The organism is Ruegeria sp. I3 (genome assembly GCF_056532525.1).
Genome location: NZ_JBQFNI010000001.1, coordinates 461,470 through 477,062, shown reverse-complemented (window position 1 = coordinate 477,062; position 15,593 = coordinate 461,470). Strand labels below are relative to the sequence as shown.

Annotated in this window: 17 protein-coding genes and 1 pseudogene; 3 read left to right on the top strand and 15 right to left on the bottom strand. The window is 54.5% G+C overall.

Annotated features, from left to right (window positions below; all coding sequences use genetic code 11):
• Positions 1-45: 45 nt before the first annotated feature.
• Entirely contained in the window at positions 46-1,461 is a 1,416-nt protein-coding gene (locus ACR0L9_RS02495; protein ID WP_480894628.1) for an aminotransferase class V-fold PLP-dependent enzyme, read from the bottom strand.
• A 103-nt stretch (positions 1,462-1,564) separates the two neighbouring features.
• Here ACR0L9_RS02495 and ACR0L9_RS02490 point away from each other — a divergent pair, with 103 nt between their 5' ends.
• Entirely contained in the window at positions 1,565-2,026 is a 462-nt protein-coding gene (locus ACR0L9_RS02490; RefSeq protein ID WP_170401903.1) for an Lrp/AsnC family transcriptional regulator, read from the top strand.
• Positions 2,027-2,150: 124 nt separating this feature from the next.
• On the opposite strand, the gene rpsD is transcribed toward ACR0L9_RS02490, so the two are convergent.
• The 14 genes and pseudogenes from rpsD to ACR0L9_RS02420 form a co-directional block, all read right to left on the bottom strand.
• Entirely contained in the window at positions 2,151-2,771 is a 621-nt protein-coding gene (gene rpsD, locus ACR0L9_RS02485) for a 30S ribosomal protein S4 (protein ID WP_170392466.1), read from the bottom strand.
• A 212-nt stretch (positions 2,772-2,983) separates the two neighbouring features.
• Positions 2,984-3,298 carry a hypothetical protein gene (locus tag ACR0L9_RS02480; RefSeq protein ID WP_480894626.1) on the bottom strand — a complete coding sequence of 105 codons (315 nt, stop codon included), beginning with the start codon at positions 3,296-3,298 and terminating at the stop codon, positions 2,984-2,986.
• A 317-nt stretch (positions 3,299-3,615) separates the two neighbouring features.
• Positions 3,616-4,324 (bottom strand): annotated as a pseudogene (locus tag ACR0L9_RS02475) (IS5 family transposase); the annotation flags it as partial.
• 110 nt (positions 4,325-4,434) lie between these two features.
• Positions 4,435-4,911, bottom strand: coding sequence for a DUF411 domain-containing protein (locus ACR0L9_RS02470; RefSeq protein ID WP_480894624.1), 477 nt, complete (start codon positions 4,909-4,911; stop codon positions 4,435-4,437).
• Positions 4,912-5,194: 283 nt separating this feature from the next.
• Positions 5,195-5,584, bottom strand: a complete 390-nt coding sequence (locus ACR0L9_RS02465; protein ID WP_480894622.1) for a hypothetical protein — start codon at positions 5,582-5,584, stop codon at positions 5,195-5,197.
• 152 nt (positions 5,585-5,736) lie between these two features.
• Entirely contained in the window at positions 5,737-6,123 is a 387-nt protein-coding gene (cueR, locus tag ACR0L9_RS02460; RefSeq protein WP_170392471.1) for a Cu(I)-responsive transcriptional regulator, read from the bottom strand.
• A gap of 15 nt (positions 6,124-6,138) precedes the next feature.
• The gene (locus tag ACR0L9_RS02455; protein ID WP_480894620.1) at positions 6,139-8,649 is read right to left on the bottom strand and encodes a heavy metal translocating P-type ATPase; all 2,511 of its coding nucleotides are present in this window, start codon (positions 8,647-8,649) and stop codon (positions 6,139-6,141) included.
• A 325-nt stretch (positions 8,650-8,974) separates the two neighbouring features.
• A complete protein-coding gene (locus tag ACR0L9_RS02450) occupies positions 8,975-9,703 on the bottom strand; it encodes a DsbA family protein (protein WP_480894618.1) in 729 nt (242 codons plus the stop codon).
• Position 9,704: 1 nt separating this feature from the next.
• The gene (locus ACR0L9_RS02445) at positions 9,705-10,178 is read right to left on the bottom strand and encodes a c-type cytochrome (RefSeq protein WP_170392473.1); all 474 of its coding nucleotides are present in this window, start codon (positions 10,176-10,178) and stop codon (positions 9,705-9,707) included.
• Positions 10,175-11,548 (bottom strand): multicopper oxidase family protein, encoded by a 1,374-nt coding sequence (locus ACR0L9_RS02440; RefSeq protein ID WP_480894616.1) that lies wholly within the window; start codon positions 11,546-11,548, stop codon positions 10,175-10,177. The genes ACR0L9_RS02445 and ACR0L9_RS02440 overlap by 4 nt, the downstream gene beginning before the upstream one ends.
• Positions 11,549-11,587: 39 nt before the next feature.
• Positions 11,588-12,487 (bottom strand): c-type cytochrome, encoded by a 900-nt coding sequence (locus ACR0L9_RS02435; protein WP_480894615.1) that lies wholly within the window; start codon positions 12,485-12,487, stop codon positions 11,588-11,590.
• A 9-nt stretch (positions 12,488-12,496) separates the two neighbouring features.
• Positions 12,497-13,102, bottom strand: coding sequence for a c-type cytochrome (locus ACR0L9_RS02430; RefSeq protein ID WP_480588125.1), 606 nt, complete (start codon positions 13,100-13,102; stop codon positions 12,497-12,499).
• 396 nt (positions 13,103-13,498) lie between these two features.
• Complete coding sequence (locus ACR0L9_RS02425; protein ID WP_170392477.1) at positions 13,499-13,948, bottom strand: c-type cytochrome; 450 nt, start codon at positions 13,946-13,948, stop codon at positions 13,499-13,501.
• A gap of 69 nt (positions 13,949-14,017) precedes the next feature.
• Complete coding sequence (locus ACR0L9_RS02420) at positions 14,018-14,608, bottom strand: L,D-transpeptidase (protein ID WP_480894612.1); 591 nt, start codon at positions 14,606-14,608, stop codon at positions 14,018-14,020.
• 15 nt (positions 14,609-14,623) lie between these two features.
• Here ACR0L9_RS02420 and ACR0L9_RS02415 point away from each other — a divergent pair, with 15 nt between their 5' ends.
• Both ACR0L9_RS02415 and ACR0L9_RS02410 read left to right on the top strand, forming a co-directional pair.
• Positions 14,624-14,899, top strand: coding sequence for a hypothetical protein (locus ACR0L9_RS02415; protein WP_480894610.1), 276 nt, complete (start codon positions 14,624-14,626; stop codon positions 14,897-14,899).
• A gap of 469 nt (positions 14,900-15,368) precedes the next feature.
• Complete coding sequence (locus tag ACR0L9_RS02410) at positions 15,369-15,590, top strand: helix-turn-helix domain-containing protein (RefSeq protein ID WP_170564439.1); 222 nt, start codon at positions 15,369-15,371, stop codon at positions 15,588-15,590.
• The last annotated feature ends 3 nt before the right edge of the window (positions 15,591-15,593 follow it).

Sequence of the window (15,593 nt, the reverse complement as noted above, 5' to 3'; positions counted from 1 at the left end):
GCCCCTCATACCTTTCTCAACGGGTTGAGAAAAGCGGCAATTATCTTACGCCGCTTTGAAGCGCGCCGTCGCCGGATCGGCATTGTAGAATGGGACGAACTCCTCGGTCCGGCGCGACAGCTCGTTAACGCTGTCGATAATGAACTGAACGGTCTCTTCGCTCATGAGGTAAGAGAAATTCAACCGCACCCAACCCGGTTTCTTCATTTCCTCACCCTCCGACAGGGCCGCATGCAATTCTTCCGACGTTGCCCGATCAATGCCCAGCAAACGATGCGCATAGGGTCCGGCACAGGCACAGCCGCCACGTGCCTGGATGCCGTAGATATCGCTGAGCATCCGGGTAAACAGCTGCTGATGCACCGGCTGCCCATTCCGATCACACACGAGGAACGAGAATATCGGCAGGCGGTGTGCATTCTCGGCACCTAGCAATGTCAGATGTGGGTTTTCGGACCACCCATCCAACGCCATGTGGTTACACTGCGCTTCACGCTGCGCGATCTCATCCGCTCCAACCGCATCTTTCACGATGAAGGCCAAGGCCGCACGAATGTCTCCGATCACATTTGGTGTACCCGCCTCTTCCCGTGTCGCGAGATCGGCGCTGTAGTCGTGCCGCCAAGGCGAGACAAAGCTGACAGTCCCACCGCCGGGCCAACTCGGACACGTCCGCTTCACAGCGCATTGGTTAACGACCAGAACACCCGACGCCCCCGGCCCACCCGGAAACTTATGCGGAGAGACAACGATCGCGTCCTTCCGCGCATCTTCCGGCCCCATGTCCATTGGCAAATAAGGTCCACCACCCGCATAGTCCCATACCGCAAGCGCACCATGCTCTTTCAGCATCCGCGTCACTGGATCAGGGTCGGTGATGATGCCGGTGACGTTTGACGCCGCTGAGAATGACCCAATCACAAGATCGGAATCTGCGTGCTCTACCAGTGCCGCCTTTAGCACCTGCATATCGGGACCGCCATCAACGGCTTCTGGAATCTCGATCACCCGCGCCTTGCTTTCACGCCACGGCAGAATGTTCGAATGATGCTCATACGGACCAATCAAAACGACCGGCTGATTAGCCTCTTGCACTCCCAGCAGACTAACCAGCCGGTTAAGACCCGCTGTAGCGCCAGACCCGGTAAAGATCACCGCGTCCTCTTCCTTGGCGCCAACTATGCAGGCGATCTCGGCCCGCGCCTCGCGGCGCAAACGGGTTATATAGGAACCGCAATAGGAGGCTTCGGTGTGGCTGTTGGCATAGAACGGCAACACATGCTCAGCCACGAAATTTTCGACCTGTCGCAACGCGCGACCCGAGGCAACGTAGTCCGCATACACAAGCGGCACGTCCCCATGCAGACCCGGGATGAGTACCCCCTCACCGATCAGCCCATCACGCAGAGTATTTCCGTGAGCAGCAGATTGAATTTCTGCGCGAAAGTTGGACAAGGTCATTACACAGGCTCCATATTGCTAACTCCAATATGATTGATCCATCCTGTGGAAACCTCACAATTTTATGCTTTATATGTCCGAGTTTTGTGTCATATGAGTTTATATGGAGAAAAAATTAGATCAAATTGACACGCGCCTTCTGAAGGAACTGCAAAAAGACGCAACACTTTCCCAGCGAGAATTGGCAGATAGGGTCGGCCTGTCCCAAAATGCCTGCTGGCGAAGAATAAAGGCCTTGAACGACACTGGTGTCCTGCAAGGTTCTACGGCGCGCATCGCGCGCGAAAAGCTTGGGCTGAATCTGGTGGTTTTCGTCATGCTACGCACGCGCCACCACTCTGCCCAATGGTTGCAGGCCTTTCGCAGTCATGTCCTGACCATTCCTGAAGTGGTCGATTTCCATCGCATTGGCGGCGACTATGACTATCAACTCAAGGTCGTTACAGAAGATATGGCCTCTTACGACAAAGTCTATCAACGCCTCATCGATAAGATCGAACTGGACAGCGTCACCTCCTATTTCGCAATGGAGGCCATTGCCGAAAGTCGCCCGCTTCCTATCTGATCCGCCTCTTCATCTGGCCAAATATATCTCGGGGGAGTCGCGCAGCGACTGGGGCAGAGCCCCATCAAAACAAAAAAAGACCGCGCTGAAAGCGCGGCCCTTAAACTCAACAGGTCGGCGAAGATTAGTTCTTCGCGTAGAATTCGACGACCAGGTTCGGTTCCATCATAACCGGGTAAGGCACATCGCTCAGGCCCGGTGCACGCACGAAGGTCGCGGTCATTTTCGAGTGGTCGGCGTCGATGTAGTCAGGCACATCACGCTCGGCCAAGCCGACAGCTTCCAGGACAACGGCCAACTGCTTGGACTTGTCACGCACTTCGATAACGTCGCCTTCTTTGACGCGGTAGGACGGGATGTTGACCCGCTTGCCGTTCACTTTAACGTGGCCGTGGTTCACGAACTGACGTGCGGCGAACACGGTCGGAACAAACTTGGCGCGGTAAACAACGGCGTCCAGACGGCGCTCCAGCAGACCGATCAGGTTTTCACCGGTGTCGCCTTTGACACGCTCAGCTTCTGCATAGATGCGGCGGAACTGCTTCTCGGTCAGGTCGCCGTAGTAGCCTTTGAGCTTCTGCTTGGCACGCAGCTGCAGACCGAAATCAGACAGTTTGCCCTTGCGGCGCTGGCCGTGCTGGCCGGGGCCGTATTCACGACGGTTAACCGGGGATTTCGGACGACCCCAGATGTTTTCGCCCATCCGGCGGTCGATTTTGTACTTGGCAGACGTGCGTTTGGTCACGGCTGATCTCCTTCTTTAGATCGAGGCCCCGATGGGCCACTATGAAGGGCGTTGTCCTCTTGAGGTTTCCCTCATGACAGGCATCCCCTCGCGGGGGCCACCAACACCAATGAAGCCGCGCTTATATCCCTGCTTCGGCCAGAGTCAACACGCCACAGCAAGCAAAGGGTAGGATTTCTGCTTAGAGTTGGAATCTTTCTGAGAAGTATGCGTTATTCTGCAGCCCAACCGGCAGTATTTGATAGACTTACCGGTACTGAACTTGCATTTACACGAGCGGCCGGGAACACGACAACCTTGTCGTCATAACCGCTGTCAATCTCAACAGGTTCAATATGCGAAGCTGCCGAACTGACCCAGAAATCTTGATCAGGCTCAGGGTATCCATCCTCAAACACAAGCACCAGAGACGCTTCGTTCACCTCACGCACCAGCTCGGCAACGAAAGTCTGAGCCCCGTTTGACAACTCGATCTTGGCACTTTCGTTGATCTCGCCGGGGTTGGCGAAACTGGCTCTGGCCGCCAATATAGATCCAAGACCGGTGGAGCCTGCGTGCAGCGCAACTTGGTCTGCACTTGCGGCGAGTTGGACCCCTCGCCCCCTCCAAGACCAAGAGCTACCAACGCGCATGTGGGCCAAAGGCGCCGCCTCAAGCCCGTCAACTTCCGTCTGTGTCCAAAATATTGCTATTCGACCGTTATAACCGGTTCTCATCTGTCCGCCCGCACTTTTACTCATCCCACAAGTAACTGTGCTTGTGTATCAACGAAAAAATGGGCGGAAAAGAGACCGAAATGCAGCAATCACGAAAATGTTGCTAAAGAACAGCCTCATATTGATACTTATCGTCGAATGTTGGTGACCGTCTGGCGCACTGCGCTAGACTCTAGGCTCATTGAATTTCGGAGCCTGAAAATCGCTGCGAGTGCGATGGCTGATGGGAACTCTTTCGGCCATCTTTCGTAGCAGGATTCTACTCGGCTCGATTCCTTCAAGCGACCGAACATGACCTCGATGCGGTTTCGGCGCTTGAACCTGTGTTTGTCTTTTCGGACAGGCTTCTCGCGTGACTCTCTGCCGGGCATGCATAGGCGTGTCCCTTTGTATTTCATAACCTTTCGGAACTAGTCAGAATCGTAACCCCGATCAGCAATCATCCAATCGGCGGCTGGTAGGCTGCTTAGAAGTGCCCTGGCACCCGTGTAGTCACTGATCTGATCGACAGTTATGAAAGACCGGATTGGGTGGCCAGAAGCATCGCTGACGGCATGCAACTTGGCGCTCATTCCGCCGTTGGCACGCCCAATCAGGCACCAGCGCCCCTTTTTTCAACCGTAGGCTTAAAGCCATGCGATGTGCCTTCAGATACTTGCGCAGGCTCAATTGAACGCATGGCGTTCGCCTGCTCACTTTTATCATGATCGCCCTGTGATCGGAATGGTCCGAAGCCAGCCTTTCCATGATCCGTGCAAACACGCCGTTGTCGCTCTAACGTTTTTAGCAGTTGTAGAGCGTCTTGGGTGGGCCATACTCCTTCGGAGCATCGGACCAGCCCCGTATCGGACTAGCCGACCTTGAACTCGCTTTTCAATCGCTGCTACCGAAATTCACCTTAAACGCATGACAATTCCGTTTGCGGTTGTTGCAAAAAAAATTGGCGATCACGCTGCCTTGTAATGGTTGAAAACTTCAGTGGTGCCATCCTTACCGATCAGGAAAACCGAATAGGCTTCCCGCTCACTCTCCGGCCCCATACCAGGTGAGCCATAGGGCATACCTGGCACTGTCAGCCCGACCGCATCAGGGCGTTCGGCCAACAAACGCCGGATGTCCGCCGGGGGCACATGACCTTCTATGACATAGCCCTCGAGCAAGCCCGTGTGACAGGACGCCATCTCTTCTGGAATACCCTTGTTAGCTTTGTATTCAGACAAAGTCTCCCAGGAGGCATTCTGCACTTCCATCTCGAATCCTTCGCGTTGCATAATATCAATCCACGCGCCACAACACCCGCATGCGGGGTCCTTGAGAACCTTCACCAGCGGTTTGGTCGTTGCAAATGTAGGTGAAGCCAGGGCGATACCGGAGGCGCTGAGGCCAGCCAGGAAAAGGCGTCGGTCAAGTATCGTGGTGGTCATGTCATTTCCTTTCCGTGTTTACGCCTGCGCTGTGATATTCGGTCTTGTGATCGAAATCGCAGGCAAGTGCTATGATTTGTGTCAAGCACGCGATCATGACCAGCCCTGTTTCTGTTCGCTTTCGGTGCATAGCGCACGCATGTCGCAACCGCTTGGATAAGATGAGCGCCAAGGCAAATACTGATAGTTTAGCCTCTCTTCCACGCATAATAATCTCCTGACGACCGCAGTGCATGCTCGAACAGAAACAATTTGAAAACCCGCACTTTCGGGACTTTGGATGCTAGGATATTTGTGGAGGAAGATTGGGCGTCAGAGGCGCTTGAGAATTCTGGTTATCCGTGTCCATGTTAGGGTTTCTCTGGCCATAAGCTTCCACCAAAACCGCAAGTCCTAATTGGGTCGGGTTTTCACCAACGCAACAGGTTCCAGTGTGGCATGCCCCGCCACAACTCACGCAGTCGTCCGCGCAATCTTGATCGGTGGTAGAATGCGAACGGCGATTGTTGTGTTTGAATTCAGATGCTTTTGACGCGATCGAAACGCCATACAGTTTGTGGCTGTCTGCGATCTCAAAGTCGTTGTTTGCAAAAGCAACAGAGCCGATGATTGTCACAGTAAGACAGACGCACACTAAAAGCGTTTCTCTTAAAACAGGGATCAACTCATTCACCGTACTGCGGACGTAGTGTGATCGTGGCAACGTGCTGACCCGAAGCCAACAAAACTACAATTGATAGCGCGGCACGCACTAGAGAAGAGCGGATTGCAACGTCTGAAGAAAAAGATTGCCAAACTTGGAGGCAGATCAAACAACAAGGTCAACTACGCTTGGCCCAAGTTTTTTAGAATTGGACAGTCTGGGCGGTGGTCGCCAGCGCATTCTTCGATCAGATGAGACAGTGTTTCATGCATCGCCTTCAGATCGGAAATCTTATCGTCGATCTCTTTCAGATTCTGTTTTGCAATTTCTTTCACGTCCGCGCTGGCACGTTCTTTGTCCTCGTACAACGCCAGTAGTGAACGACAATCCTCAATGGTAAAGCCCAATGAGCGGGCCCGCCCGATGAAAGCCAGCTTGTGCAGTTCCTTTTCGTCGAAATGGCGATACCCATTTAGGCTCCGCTTGGGTTTGATGAACCCGATATCCTCGTAATAGCGGATGGTTTTGGCAGGCAGACCCGAACGTTCTGCTACATCTCCGATATTCACAGCGGTTCTCCTATACTATCCAGCATGCACTGAACGCAGCGTTTGCTCGGTGTTCTGCGAGATCTGTTCTCGCCCAACTTTGATCGGCTTTACCCAGCGCAACCGCAGCGCATTGGTCAGGACAAATACGCTGGACAGCGCCATGGCACCTGCGGCCAAAACCGGCGACAGCAGCGGGCCGCCAAACGGATAAAGCACCCCTGCCGCAACCGGTATGAGCAGTGTGTTGTAGCCGAACGCCCAGAACAGGTTTTGGCGGATGTTACGCATGGTGCGCTGACTAATATCGAAGGCATTGACCACGCCCGTCAGGTCGCCTGACATCAGAACGACGTCAGCCGCTTCGATGGCAATGTCAGTGCCTGTCCCGATCGCAATTCCTACGTCAGCTGCCGCCAAAGCAGGCGCATCATTGATGCCATCACCCACAAAGGCCAGTTTTCCGCCATTTGAACGCAAATCCTGTAACGCGGATACTTTACCCTCGGGCAGAACTTCAGCCACGACATGATCGATGCCAAGCTGCGCTGCAATGGATTTGGCAGCAGCGGCATTGTCACCGGTGATCATCGCTACTTTCAGGCCCAGCCCGTGCAGAGCTTCGATTGCGTCCGGCGTGGTGGTTTTGATTGGGTCCGCCACAGCGATTACGGCCGCGATAGCCCCGTCTACGGCAGCATAAAGTGGAGTCTTTCCGTTGATTGCGAGTTCAGCGCCCCGATCAGACAACGCGCCCATTTCTACCCCTTCGCGACTCATCAGGCGGTCGGCCCCGATCAGGATTTTATGGCCTTCGACTGAGGCGCTTACCCCGTAACCGGTGATCGACGTGAAGTCTTCTGGCTTGGAAAGCTCCAGACCACGGGTTTCTGCCGCGCGCACGATGGCTGTGGCGATTGGATGTTCGGAAGTGACCTCAACGGCAGCAACAAGGTGCAGAACCTCGTCTTCGGTCATTCCTTCGGCCACAATCAGGTCGGTCAGCTCCGGACGCCCTTCGGTCAGGGTGCCCGTCTTGTCCACCGCAACAACGGTGGTTTCCTGCAGCATTTGCAAGGCATCGCCCTTTCGGAACAGGACGCCCATCTCGGCAGCGCGGCCAGTGCCGACCATGATGGAAGTAGGTGTTGCCAACCCCATGGCGCAGGGGCAAGCAATGATCAGTACCGCAACCCCGGCCACCAACGCCAGGCTAAGCGCGGGATCGGGTCCGAACAACATCCATACCAGCACTGTTACAACGGCCACTGCGATCACTACCGGCACAAACCACAGCGTGATGCGGTCGACCAGGCCTTGAATCGGAAGCTTGGCACCCTGTGCTTGTTCGACCATCTGAATGATCTGGGCCAACATAGTGTCTGCGCCGATCTTTTCAGCACGGTACGTCAATGCACCCGCGCCATTTACGGTCCCCCCGACCACAGTTGCGCCCTCGGTTTTTTCGACGGGAACCGGCTCTCCGGTGATCATGCTTTCATCGACATATGACGCGCCGGTCATTACGGCACCATCCACCGCGATTTTTTCGCCCGGTCGAACGTGCACAATATCCCCTACAACGATCTGCTCAATCGGTAGCTCGACAACCGATCCGTCGCGCTCAACTCGTGCTGTTTTTGCCTGCAGACCGACCAGTTTTCGGATCGCTTCACCAGTTCGGCCCTTGGCGCGCGCCTCGAGGAACCGCCCAAGCAATATAAGAACCACGATTACCGCTGCGGCCTCGTAGTAGACATTTGCGGTTCCGGCAGGAAGAATATGCGGCGCGAAGGTCGAGATCAGTGAGAACCCATATGCCGCCGAAGTGCCCAGGGCCACCAGAGAGTTCATGTCCGGCGCGCCTTTGACCAAGGAAGGGAATCCCTTGGTGTAAAACTGCAAGCCTGGCCCAAAAAGAACGATCGTGGTCAGAAGGAATTGCAGGTAATAGCTGTTCTGGATGCCTATGGTGCTCGCTATCAGGTGGTGCATGCCCGGAATAACATGCGAGCCCATTTCGAGAATGAATACCGGCAATGCGAGCAAGGCGGCGAAGCTTGTTCGCCGCGCCAAATGGCTGATCTCTGCCGCTTTGCGGTCGTGTGGTTCGGTCTGCGTTGCGGATCGCAGGCTCGCCGGATAGCCAGCAGACGCCGCATGCGCCGCTATGGCTTCGGGTGTTGTGACCCCCTCAGCAAAACGCACAGTTGCACTTTCAGTGGCCAGATTGACCGACGCGGACAAGACGCCGCCATCGGCTTCCAGGGCTCGTTCAACGCGCCCTACACAGGATGCGCAGGACATGTTCTGAATATCCAGCGTGACCTCTGCGGTCCGCGCCGGATATCCGGCGCGGTTTAACGCATCAGCAATGGCCGCTTTATCGGCTGGATCGCGGAAATCGACCTGAACGCTTTCACTGGCGAGATTAACCGAAGCGGCATCTACCCCTGGCACATCTTTCAATGCGCGCTCGACGCGCCCAACGCAGGAAGCACAGCTCATACCCTGAACCTGGAACCGCGCATGTGAATTTTCAGTCATATTGTCACCACGTATGTTCTGCTGACGGGCAACATAAGGGTTCCAGCAAGTGGAAGGTCAAGGGATGAGGCTGACTTTCTTTCTCATCATTCATGACGACGCTAAGTATCCCGGATATGAGCTGCGGGCACCGCAAGTCAGCTATAGACAAAGCCATTGACACAGTAAGTTCCTCCGCACAGTTGGACTTTGACATGAAAAACCGCAGGGTACGTGTCTTAAGCGCTAATCAACTTGATCATATCCTTGCAGCTCAGAGTCCGAGGGATACGAAGCCACGTTCGCAACAGAAGCTTAGGGGCGCACATGCTGTCGTCCCTTAGTTCTATCTTGCGTCTCTGACTGCCTCGATTAGCCGGGTCATTTCATCTTCGGCGATCAGACCCGGGGCAAGCGCATCTCCAATCACAAACGAAGGGGTGCCACTGAAGCCAAGCTGCCGGGCCAATTCCATGGACACCTGAATATGCGCGTCGACTTCCGGCGCCTCCATGTCTACGCGCAATTGATCCTCGTCCAGGCCAAGTTCCCGAACAACTTTCAGGACACTGGCCTCAGTGGCACGACCGTTCAGAGCCATAAGCGCCCAATGGAATTCTTCATATTTTCCCTGATTACGTGAGGCAAGCGCGGCGCGTGCCGCGAAGTCGGAACCTTCTCCGAGTATGGGCCATTCTCGGTAAACAACTCGGACATCGGAATCGCCTGCGATTACGTTTTTCACGACCGGGGCCGCGCGTTTGCAATATGGGCAGTTATAGTCAAAAAACTCGACTACGGTTACATCACCTTCCGGGTTTCCGATGACAGGCGCATTCGGATCCTGTTCCAGCAATTCACGCTGATTTTCCAAGACGTTTCCAATGGCTTCGGCTTTTGCCTGATCTTCGCGCTGTTGAAGCAATTGAATCGCCTGCATGATGATTTCGGGGTTTTCCATAATGGCTTCCAGAGCCAGCCGTTTTACATCGGAGTCAGACAATTCGTCAGCACTCGCCATAGCAGCACCAATCGACATAGTGATGGCAATTAAGCCTGCAAAAAATCGTTTCACGTCAGTTTCCTTCCGTTTGTTCTGCCTCGGTGCGCTGCTCTTGCAGCTTGCGTTCCCGATCCGGCCAACTCTCCTTGATGAAGGCAAGGATGTCCCAGATTTCCTGATCCGAAAGAGTGTCCTCGAAACCTGGCATACCGCTTTTGACATCAGCGACGCCCATCTGTTTTAGTGTTTGGTACCCGCCAAGCTTTGTATAATCGAACAACAGCTTGTCGCCGTGATGCCAGGTGTGCCCTGTTCGGTCATGCGGGGGAGCTCGCAAGACGCCATCTGGATCAGGTGTCTGCCAATCTGGTTGACCCTCCAAATCTGCCCCGTGGCATGACGCGCAGTTTTCGGCGTACAAAACTGCACCACGTGCCGAATCCGCTGATGCACCGTTTTGTGCGCGCCCGCTCAGGCCCCAGCCAGCGACCGCGACAATGATCACCACAGCAGCTAGTGACACCCATTTCGCCGCGCTCTTGTTCATGACGCCACGCTCAGCCAGGTCTTCATTCCAGCGGCCTGATGCGAAAGCATGTGGCAATGAAACAGCCAGTCCCCCGGGTTATCCGCAACGAACGCAATCTCCCGCGTTTCCATCCGGTCAACCAGTATTGTGTCTCGCAGAGGTCCCAGGCTCCCGTTCGGCAGAACTTCCTGAAAGTGCGTCCCGTGCAAATGCATGGCGTGCGCAAAGACGGTGTCGTTCTGCATCTGAATACGGACTATGTCGCCACGCGAAACAGAAGCGAGCGGGTCTTCGGGTAACCCTGCGACTCCGTTGAATGTCCAGATCTGTCCTTCCTGAACCAACTCATTAGCGCTCATGACTTGGCCGTTGTAAGTACCTTGACGCAGTCCGCCCATCGCCCCGCCTTCCATCACCAATGGAACCTTTAAGGCGTCAGAAACATCTTCAAGAAAAGAAACAGGGTTGGGTGGCAGAGCTTCGATCTCACCGCGGCTGGCAGATGTACCGCTTCCCGAAACCGGGATCTCAGCGATAACAAATGATTCATCGCGTTCGTGAAGAGTTATTTGAACGGCTTCGTTCGATTCCGCTGTGACGTCGACAATCAAATCTGCTCGCTGCGCAGGTCCGAAAACAAGTGTTTCGAAATCTTCTGGCTGCCTTACAGGCATGCCATCATAAGCGACCAGTTTCCCGTTTGCGCCACCTACTGACACATACATGATCCGATCAGTTGCCACGTTGACCATTCGAATTCGCAATCGCTGGTTCGTCAAAACTTCGGTCATTGGCGATATGCGCGCGTGAACGTAGTTTCCCATGCGACCTGCATGGGTCCAATCATGCATTGCACCAAAATCATCTACTATTTGAGCGTCCTTACCCAACCGCCAATCATCCAGAAGGATCGTGATGTCATGGTCCGTGTCTGGCGGGTCCGTTTCGTCGACGATGAACGCGCCGTAAAGGCCCCTGGCCACTTGTTCCGTTGACTGGTTGTGAGAGTGATACCAGAAGGTCCCCGCGTCCTTCAGAGGCAAGTCATACTGAAATTTGCCGCCGGTTGGTACAGCCTCCTGCGTAAGGCCCGGCACCCCGTCCATATTGTTCGGAACCCGCAATCCGTGCCAATGGATTGCTGTAGGCTGAGGTAGCGAGTTCAGGAGTGTCCGGCGAACCGTTTCGCCTTGCCGGGCACGAATTTCAGGGCCTGGAACACCGCCATCATATCCCCATATCTCGGTTTCCGGATAGTTGTTGGGGGCAACACGCGCCAATCCTGAACGCGCCTCGATTATTCGGGGGGCGGTAGCCGACCTCCCAATAGTCGGCACTGCGATTAGTGCCGACGTGCCTGCAACGAATTGCCTGCGATTGAGCTTCATTAGGACTTCCTTCCAAAGAATACTTGATCTCGCACTGGATTATCCCCCGTCGTGCACATCCAGCAGATAGGTCGCCATTGCCTTCAGGTCTTCGTCTGTCAGAAAGCTGGTGCCATAGTTTACGACCTCTCCCATGGCGCCGCCGAAGACATCGCCATCAGGCATGACGCCGGTGCGCAACGCGTAGGCCAGATCATCAACTGTCCACCCACGCATTTGCAGGGTCTCAAAGTCGATGGCCGGTGCCTTGTCACCGCCCGGCAGTGAGTCACTTCCCTTGAAGTGTTCCGTGTCAGAATTTCTTGCGCCAGCCAGGTTTCTCCCGGTGTGACAGGCGGCACAATGCGTGGCACCTTCAACGAGTAACCGGCCCCGGTTCCATACATCATCATTGCCCGGCACGGGATCGGTCCGCGGCGGTTCCAAAAATGCCGCCCGCCACAGCTTCAGGCCCCATCTCTGATTGAAGGGGAACACCATTTCCTGCTCTTTTGACGGTTCCGCTACTGGCGGAACCGTTTGCCAGGCGGCCCAAAGATCGGCGATGTCCTGATCCGTGAAGTTGGCATAGAACGGATAAGGAAAGGCCGGGTAGTAGGGTTGCCCGTCAGGCGACACACCCTGACGCACAGCGCGGGCAAATTCCTCGATGGTCCAATCACCGATCCCGTGATCGGGATCTGTGGTCAGGTTCGGCGAAAAGAGCGTGCCGAACGGGGTATCCAACTCCACCCCACCGGCCAAGGGCTCACCTCCTTTGGCAAAGTCTGTGTGGCAGGCGATACAGCCGCTTGCCCTTGCCAGATACGCCCCGCGGTTAACGTCACCTTGAATGTCGAGAGCTTGTAAGGGCTGGCCAATCGGCCAAGCCATCACAGCAACAAACCCTGCTGACGCCGTAACGGCGGCAGCAAGACCCAACCGTATTATCGGCTTCATGATGCATTCCTATTCCGACCGAAATCGCGTGTGACACGCCGAGCATGTCTGGCTCAGCATCATGAACACACCATCTGCCGGCATTTCAGACAGCTGTGCTAAGTTTGGACTGCCAGCCATCATCCCGCTGCCCATCATGGAACCACCTCCCATCATGGAACCACCTCCCCTCATGGAACGACCTCCCATCATGGATTTGCCGCCCATCATGCCGGAACCATGACCCGATCCGGACGCCATCAGCCCGTTGTCTGCCGAAAGCGCAAGGCCTTCTGAGTAGATTTCCAACTGTCTGGCTATTTCTGTAAAGGAACCCCAATCCTGCCAGATTTGCGATTTGGCCTCCGAGGGTTTGCCATCAGATCCCTCTGGAAACAGCTTAGTCATGCTCTCACCGGCGTGGCTTCCGATTTTCTTGGCTTCGCTTCGTACCGTTTGCGCATTGTAGGGCGTTTTCCCCTGCATCATCGGTGTAAGGACCTTCATGCTGTCCTTCATCGCGGACATACCGTCCATGCGTTCTTTGACGACGCCGGTTGCGCCACCATGCGCCAAGGCGGCCGCCGCAAATAGAGAAACCAGGGCCACGCCTGTAGTCATTTTTAGAAAGTTCATTTATTTGTCCTTTTCGTCTGCTTCGACGCGCCCATCTTGAGCGCAATTCGACTCGTCAGATCAGGACACGCGGCGGTGGTGGGTCAAACGCGATAATACTAAGAACCCGGTATTGAGCCCGAGGGATCGAGTATCTTCGTTCCGTGCCTTGGGGACCAGGCAGTGTTGGACCCATCAAAAATAGTCCAACAGCGTTGCAGATCGCTCCGCCATGACAATGCCCGGGATGACCCTGCTTGACATGTTCGACGTCCGCAGAGTCGGTTTGGTCAATCACATGCTGTGAATCACCGCCATGTGCATGAGCAGAATCGGCCGTCACAAGTAGCCCGCCAATAGCCAGCGCAATTGACAGGATGGAGTAACGAATTGCTGTGCCCACTCGACTCGTCACCTTCAGAAAATCCCGTTTTCTTGCTGCAACTCTCTTATGTACGCCACGATGCCCTTCACATCCGCGCGGGTCAAACCATCGACCGGCGGCATGTTACCGAACTTCCAATGGTGTGCCCGAACACCATTCTGGACGGCCACGTAAAATGCCTCGTCCGAATGGTGGCTTGGTTCATAGATTTTATGCACCAATGGTGGTGCAAGGCCCTCCAGACCAGTTGCATTCCCGCCATGGCACGCCGAGCATTTTGCGTCGAATGCCACTTTGCCGACGGCCGCAAATTCGCTTAGCTGGTCCGGTAGATTGACGTTTTGGATTGGATCTCCCGACGCCAGCGTCGACGTATCAGGTGTCGTCATCGAATGGCCAGCTGGTTGCTGATTGAGATTGTAGACGATTGCGACGGCACCTGCGATCGCCACACCGCCTATCATGAGTGTAAGTTTATCCATTTTACTATTTCACGTCGTTGTCAGTTACCGAGCTTAAGCACCTGTCCAGAAAAGCCGACTTGACCATGGTCAGATCAGTTTTACCTGCGTGCCTACAGCGGCCAGCTCGAACAATTCCGCAATCTGATCGTTATATAAGCCGATGCAGCCATTGGAGGATCTTCTTCCGATCTTGCGTGTGTCGTTGGTGCCGTGGATCCGGTAGTATTGCCAGCTCAAATATAGTGCATGTGTCCCCAGAGGATTCTCCGGACCCGGGCCCACATAGTCGGGCCAAGCGGGGTTGCGCTTTTTCATTGCTGGTGTCGGTCGCCAAGATGGCCCCTCAACCTTGCGAGTTACTGTGGTGTAGCCCAGCCTTGTAAGGTCTTCCGTCAGCGGCACGCTGGTTGGATACATCCGATAGACGCTCTCGTCTTCTGACCAATATTGCAGGACCTTGGACTGTGTATCGGACAGGATCACACCATTCTTAAGCGTATCAAAGTGATCCTGCCATTTAGCAACGCGGAATGAGGAAACATTCCGGCGCGTCCCCTCGGTTGTCATCGATTGGGCCCAAACGGCCGGTGCTGGAAAAAGAGTTGTCGCAGCAAACGCGGCAATCACTCCGCGTCGCGTAACAGCCTTTCTATCCCTGTTCGGTTTCATGCCTGCCATCCCAAACGTGTATTCTTGCTTTACGACTCATTTGGGCTGTATGCCCGGTTCCCGCGCTGGAAGGTCAACAAACAACAGGTTTTGCGTAAGGGATATTTCATCTGGAATGCCGCCGCCGTGGGCACATGGGGCAGTTTCAAAGGTGGCTTCAGATCGTCAAGCCATTGTGAAAATCCAACTTTTCTTAGACATAATGCCAGTTCGCTTTCAGAAAGAGCTTTGTTTTCTGCACCGATCAAACACAATAAAAGCAACGTTAACAATCGCTTAGATTCTGGTGAATTGATTTGATCAACTGCCGGTGCGAAGGTATCAGAAGCTAAGAATGACAATCATGCTGGTCGAAGCACGATTCTTGTAGGAACTTGGGGACAGCAACCGCTGGGTAAATTCGTATCGAAATTCGCGCCGCATGAACTACGCACAATCAGAGTCTCCACTTCGTTGGCAAGTGGTTGATCGAAGTGCGCTAATAACGCTTCCATTGCTTCGTCAGTGGTCCTACCGGGCGCTACGCAAAGGATTTAGTAGATAGGCTCCAAGTGCTCATATTCGTCTGAAGTTAGTGTGAGTGGCTCTCGGGCAAACGCAAAACAGGGGAAAAAAGCTGCGTTGATTATATGTTTAGCAATTTTCATCATCCGCTCTTAGATATTCAATCTGACTTTCTAAACACTCTGAAAATGAGATTAGGAAATGTCCGAAGCATTAAACGGACACCAAAGCGGCCAAATCTCTCCGCTCGTCAGGGCATCTCGCGCTGATCTCCGCGCCTATCGCCGCCGACAAAGCCCAACGATACTCGCGGGCGAAGCTCGCCAAGAAGTTAAAGTGTCATCCGTTATTTATTGCCAGGATTGAGATCGGCCAAAGGCGCATAGATGTGCCAGAACTTGTTATACTATCGCGCGCACTTAGCATTCCCCCGGAGCAGTTCTTAAAATTTGTCGCAGACGCAATGCCACTCGACGAACGAGTTTAGGGT

Bases quoted from the DNA above. Each gene is read 5' to 3' on its own strand.
- ACR0L9_RS02470 (WP_480894624.1), bottom strand. From the start codon at position 4,911: ATGACCACCACGATACTTGACCGACGCCTTTTCCTGGCTGGCCTCAGC.
- ACR0L9_RS02435 (WP_480894615.1), bottom strand. From the start codon at position 12,487: ATGAAGCCGATAATACGGTTGGGTCTTGCTGCCGCCGTTACGGCGTCA.
- ACR0L9_RS02430 (WP_480588125.1), bottom strand. From the start codon at position 13,102: ATGAACTTTCTAAAAATGACTACAGGCGTGGCCCTGGTTTCTCTATTT.
- ACR0L9_RS02425 (WP_170392477.1), bottom strand. From the start codon at position 13,948: ATGGATAAACTTACACTCATGATAGGCGGTGTGGCGATCGCAGGTGCC.
- ACR0L9_RS02440 (WP_480894616.1), bottom strand. From the start codon at position 11,548: ATGAAGCTCAATCGCAGGCAATTCGTTGCAGGCACGTCGGCACTAATC.
- ACR0L9_RS02420 (WP_480894612.1), bottom strand. From the start codon at position 14,608: ATGGCAGGCATGAAACCGAACAGGGATAGAAAGGCTGTTACGCGACGC.
- ACR0L9_RS02490 (WP_170401903.1), top strand. From the start codon at position 1,565: ATGGAGAAAAAATTAGATCAAATTGACACGCGCCTTCTGAAGGAACTG.
- ACR0L9_RS02495 (WP_480894628.1), bottom strand. From the start codon at position 1,461: ATGACCTTGTCCAACTTTCGCGCAGAAATTCAATCTGCTGCTCACGGA.
- ACR0L9_RS02455 (WP_480894620.1), bottom strand. From the start codon at position 8,649: ATGACTGAAAATTCACATGCGCGGTTCCAGGTTCAGGGTATGAGCTGT.
- ACR0L9_RS02445 (WP_170392473.1), bottom strand. From the start codon at position 10,178: ATGAACAAGAGCGCGGCGAAATGGGTGTCACTAGCTGCTGTGGTGATC.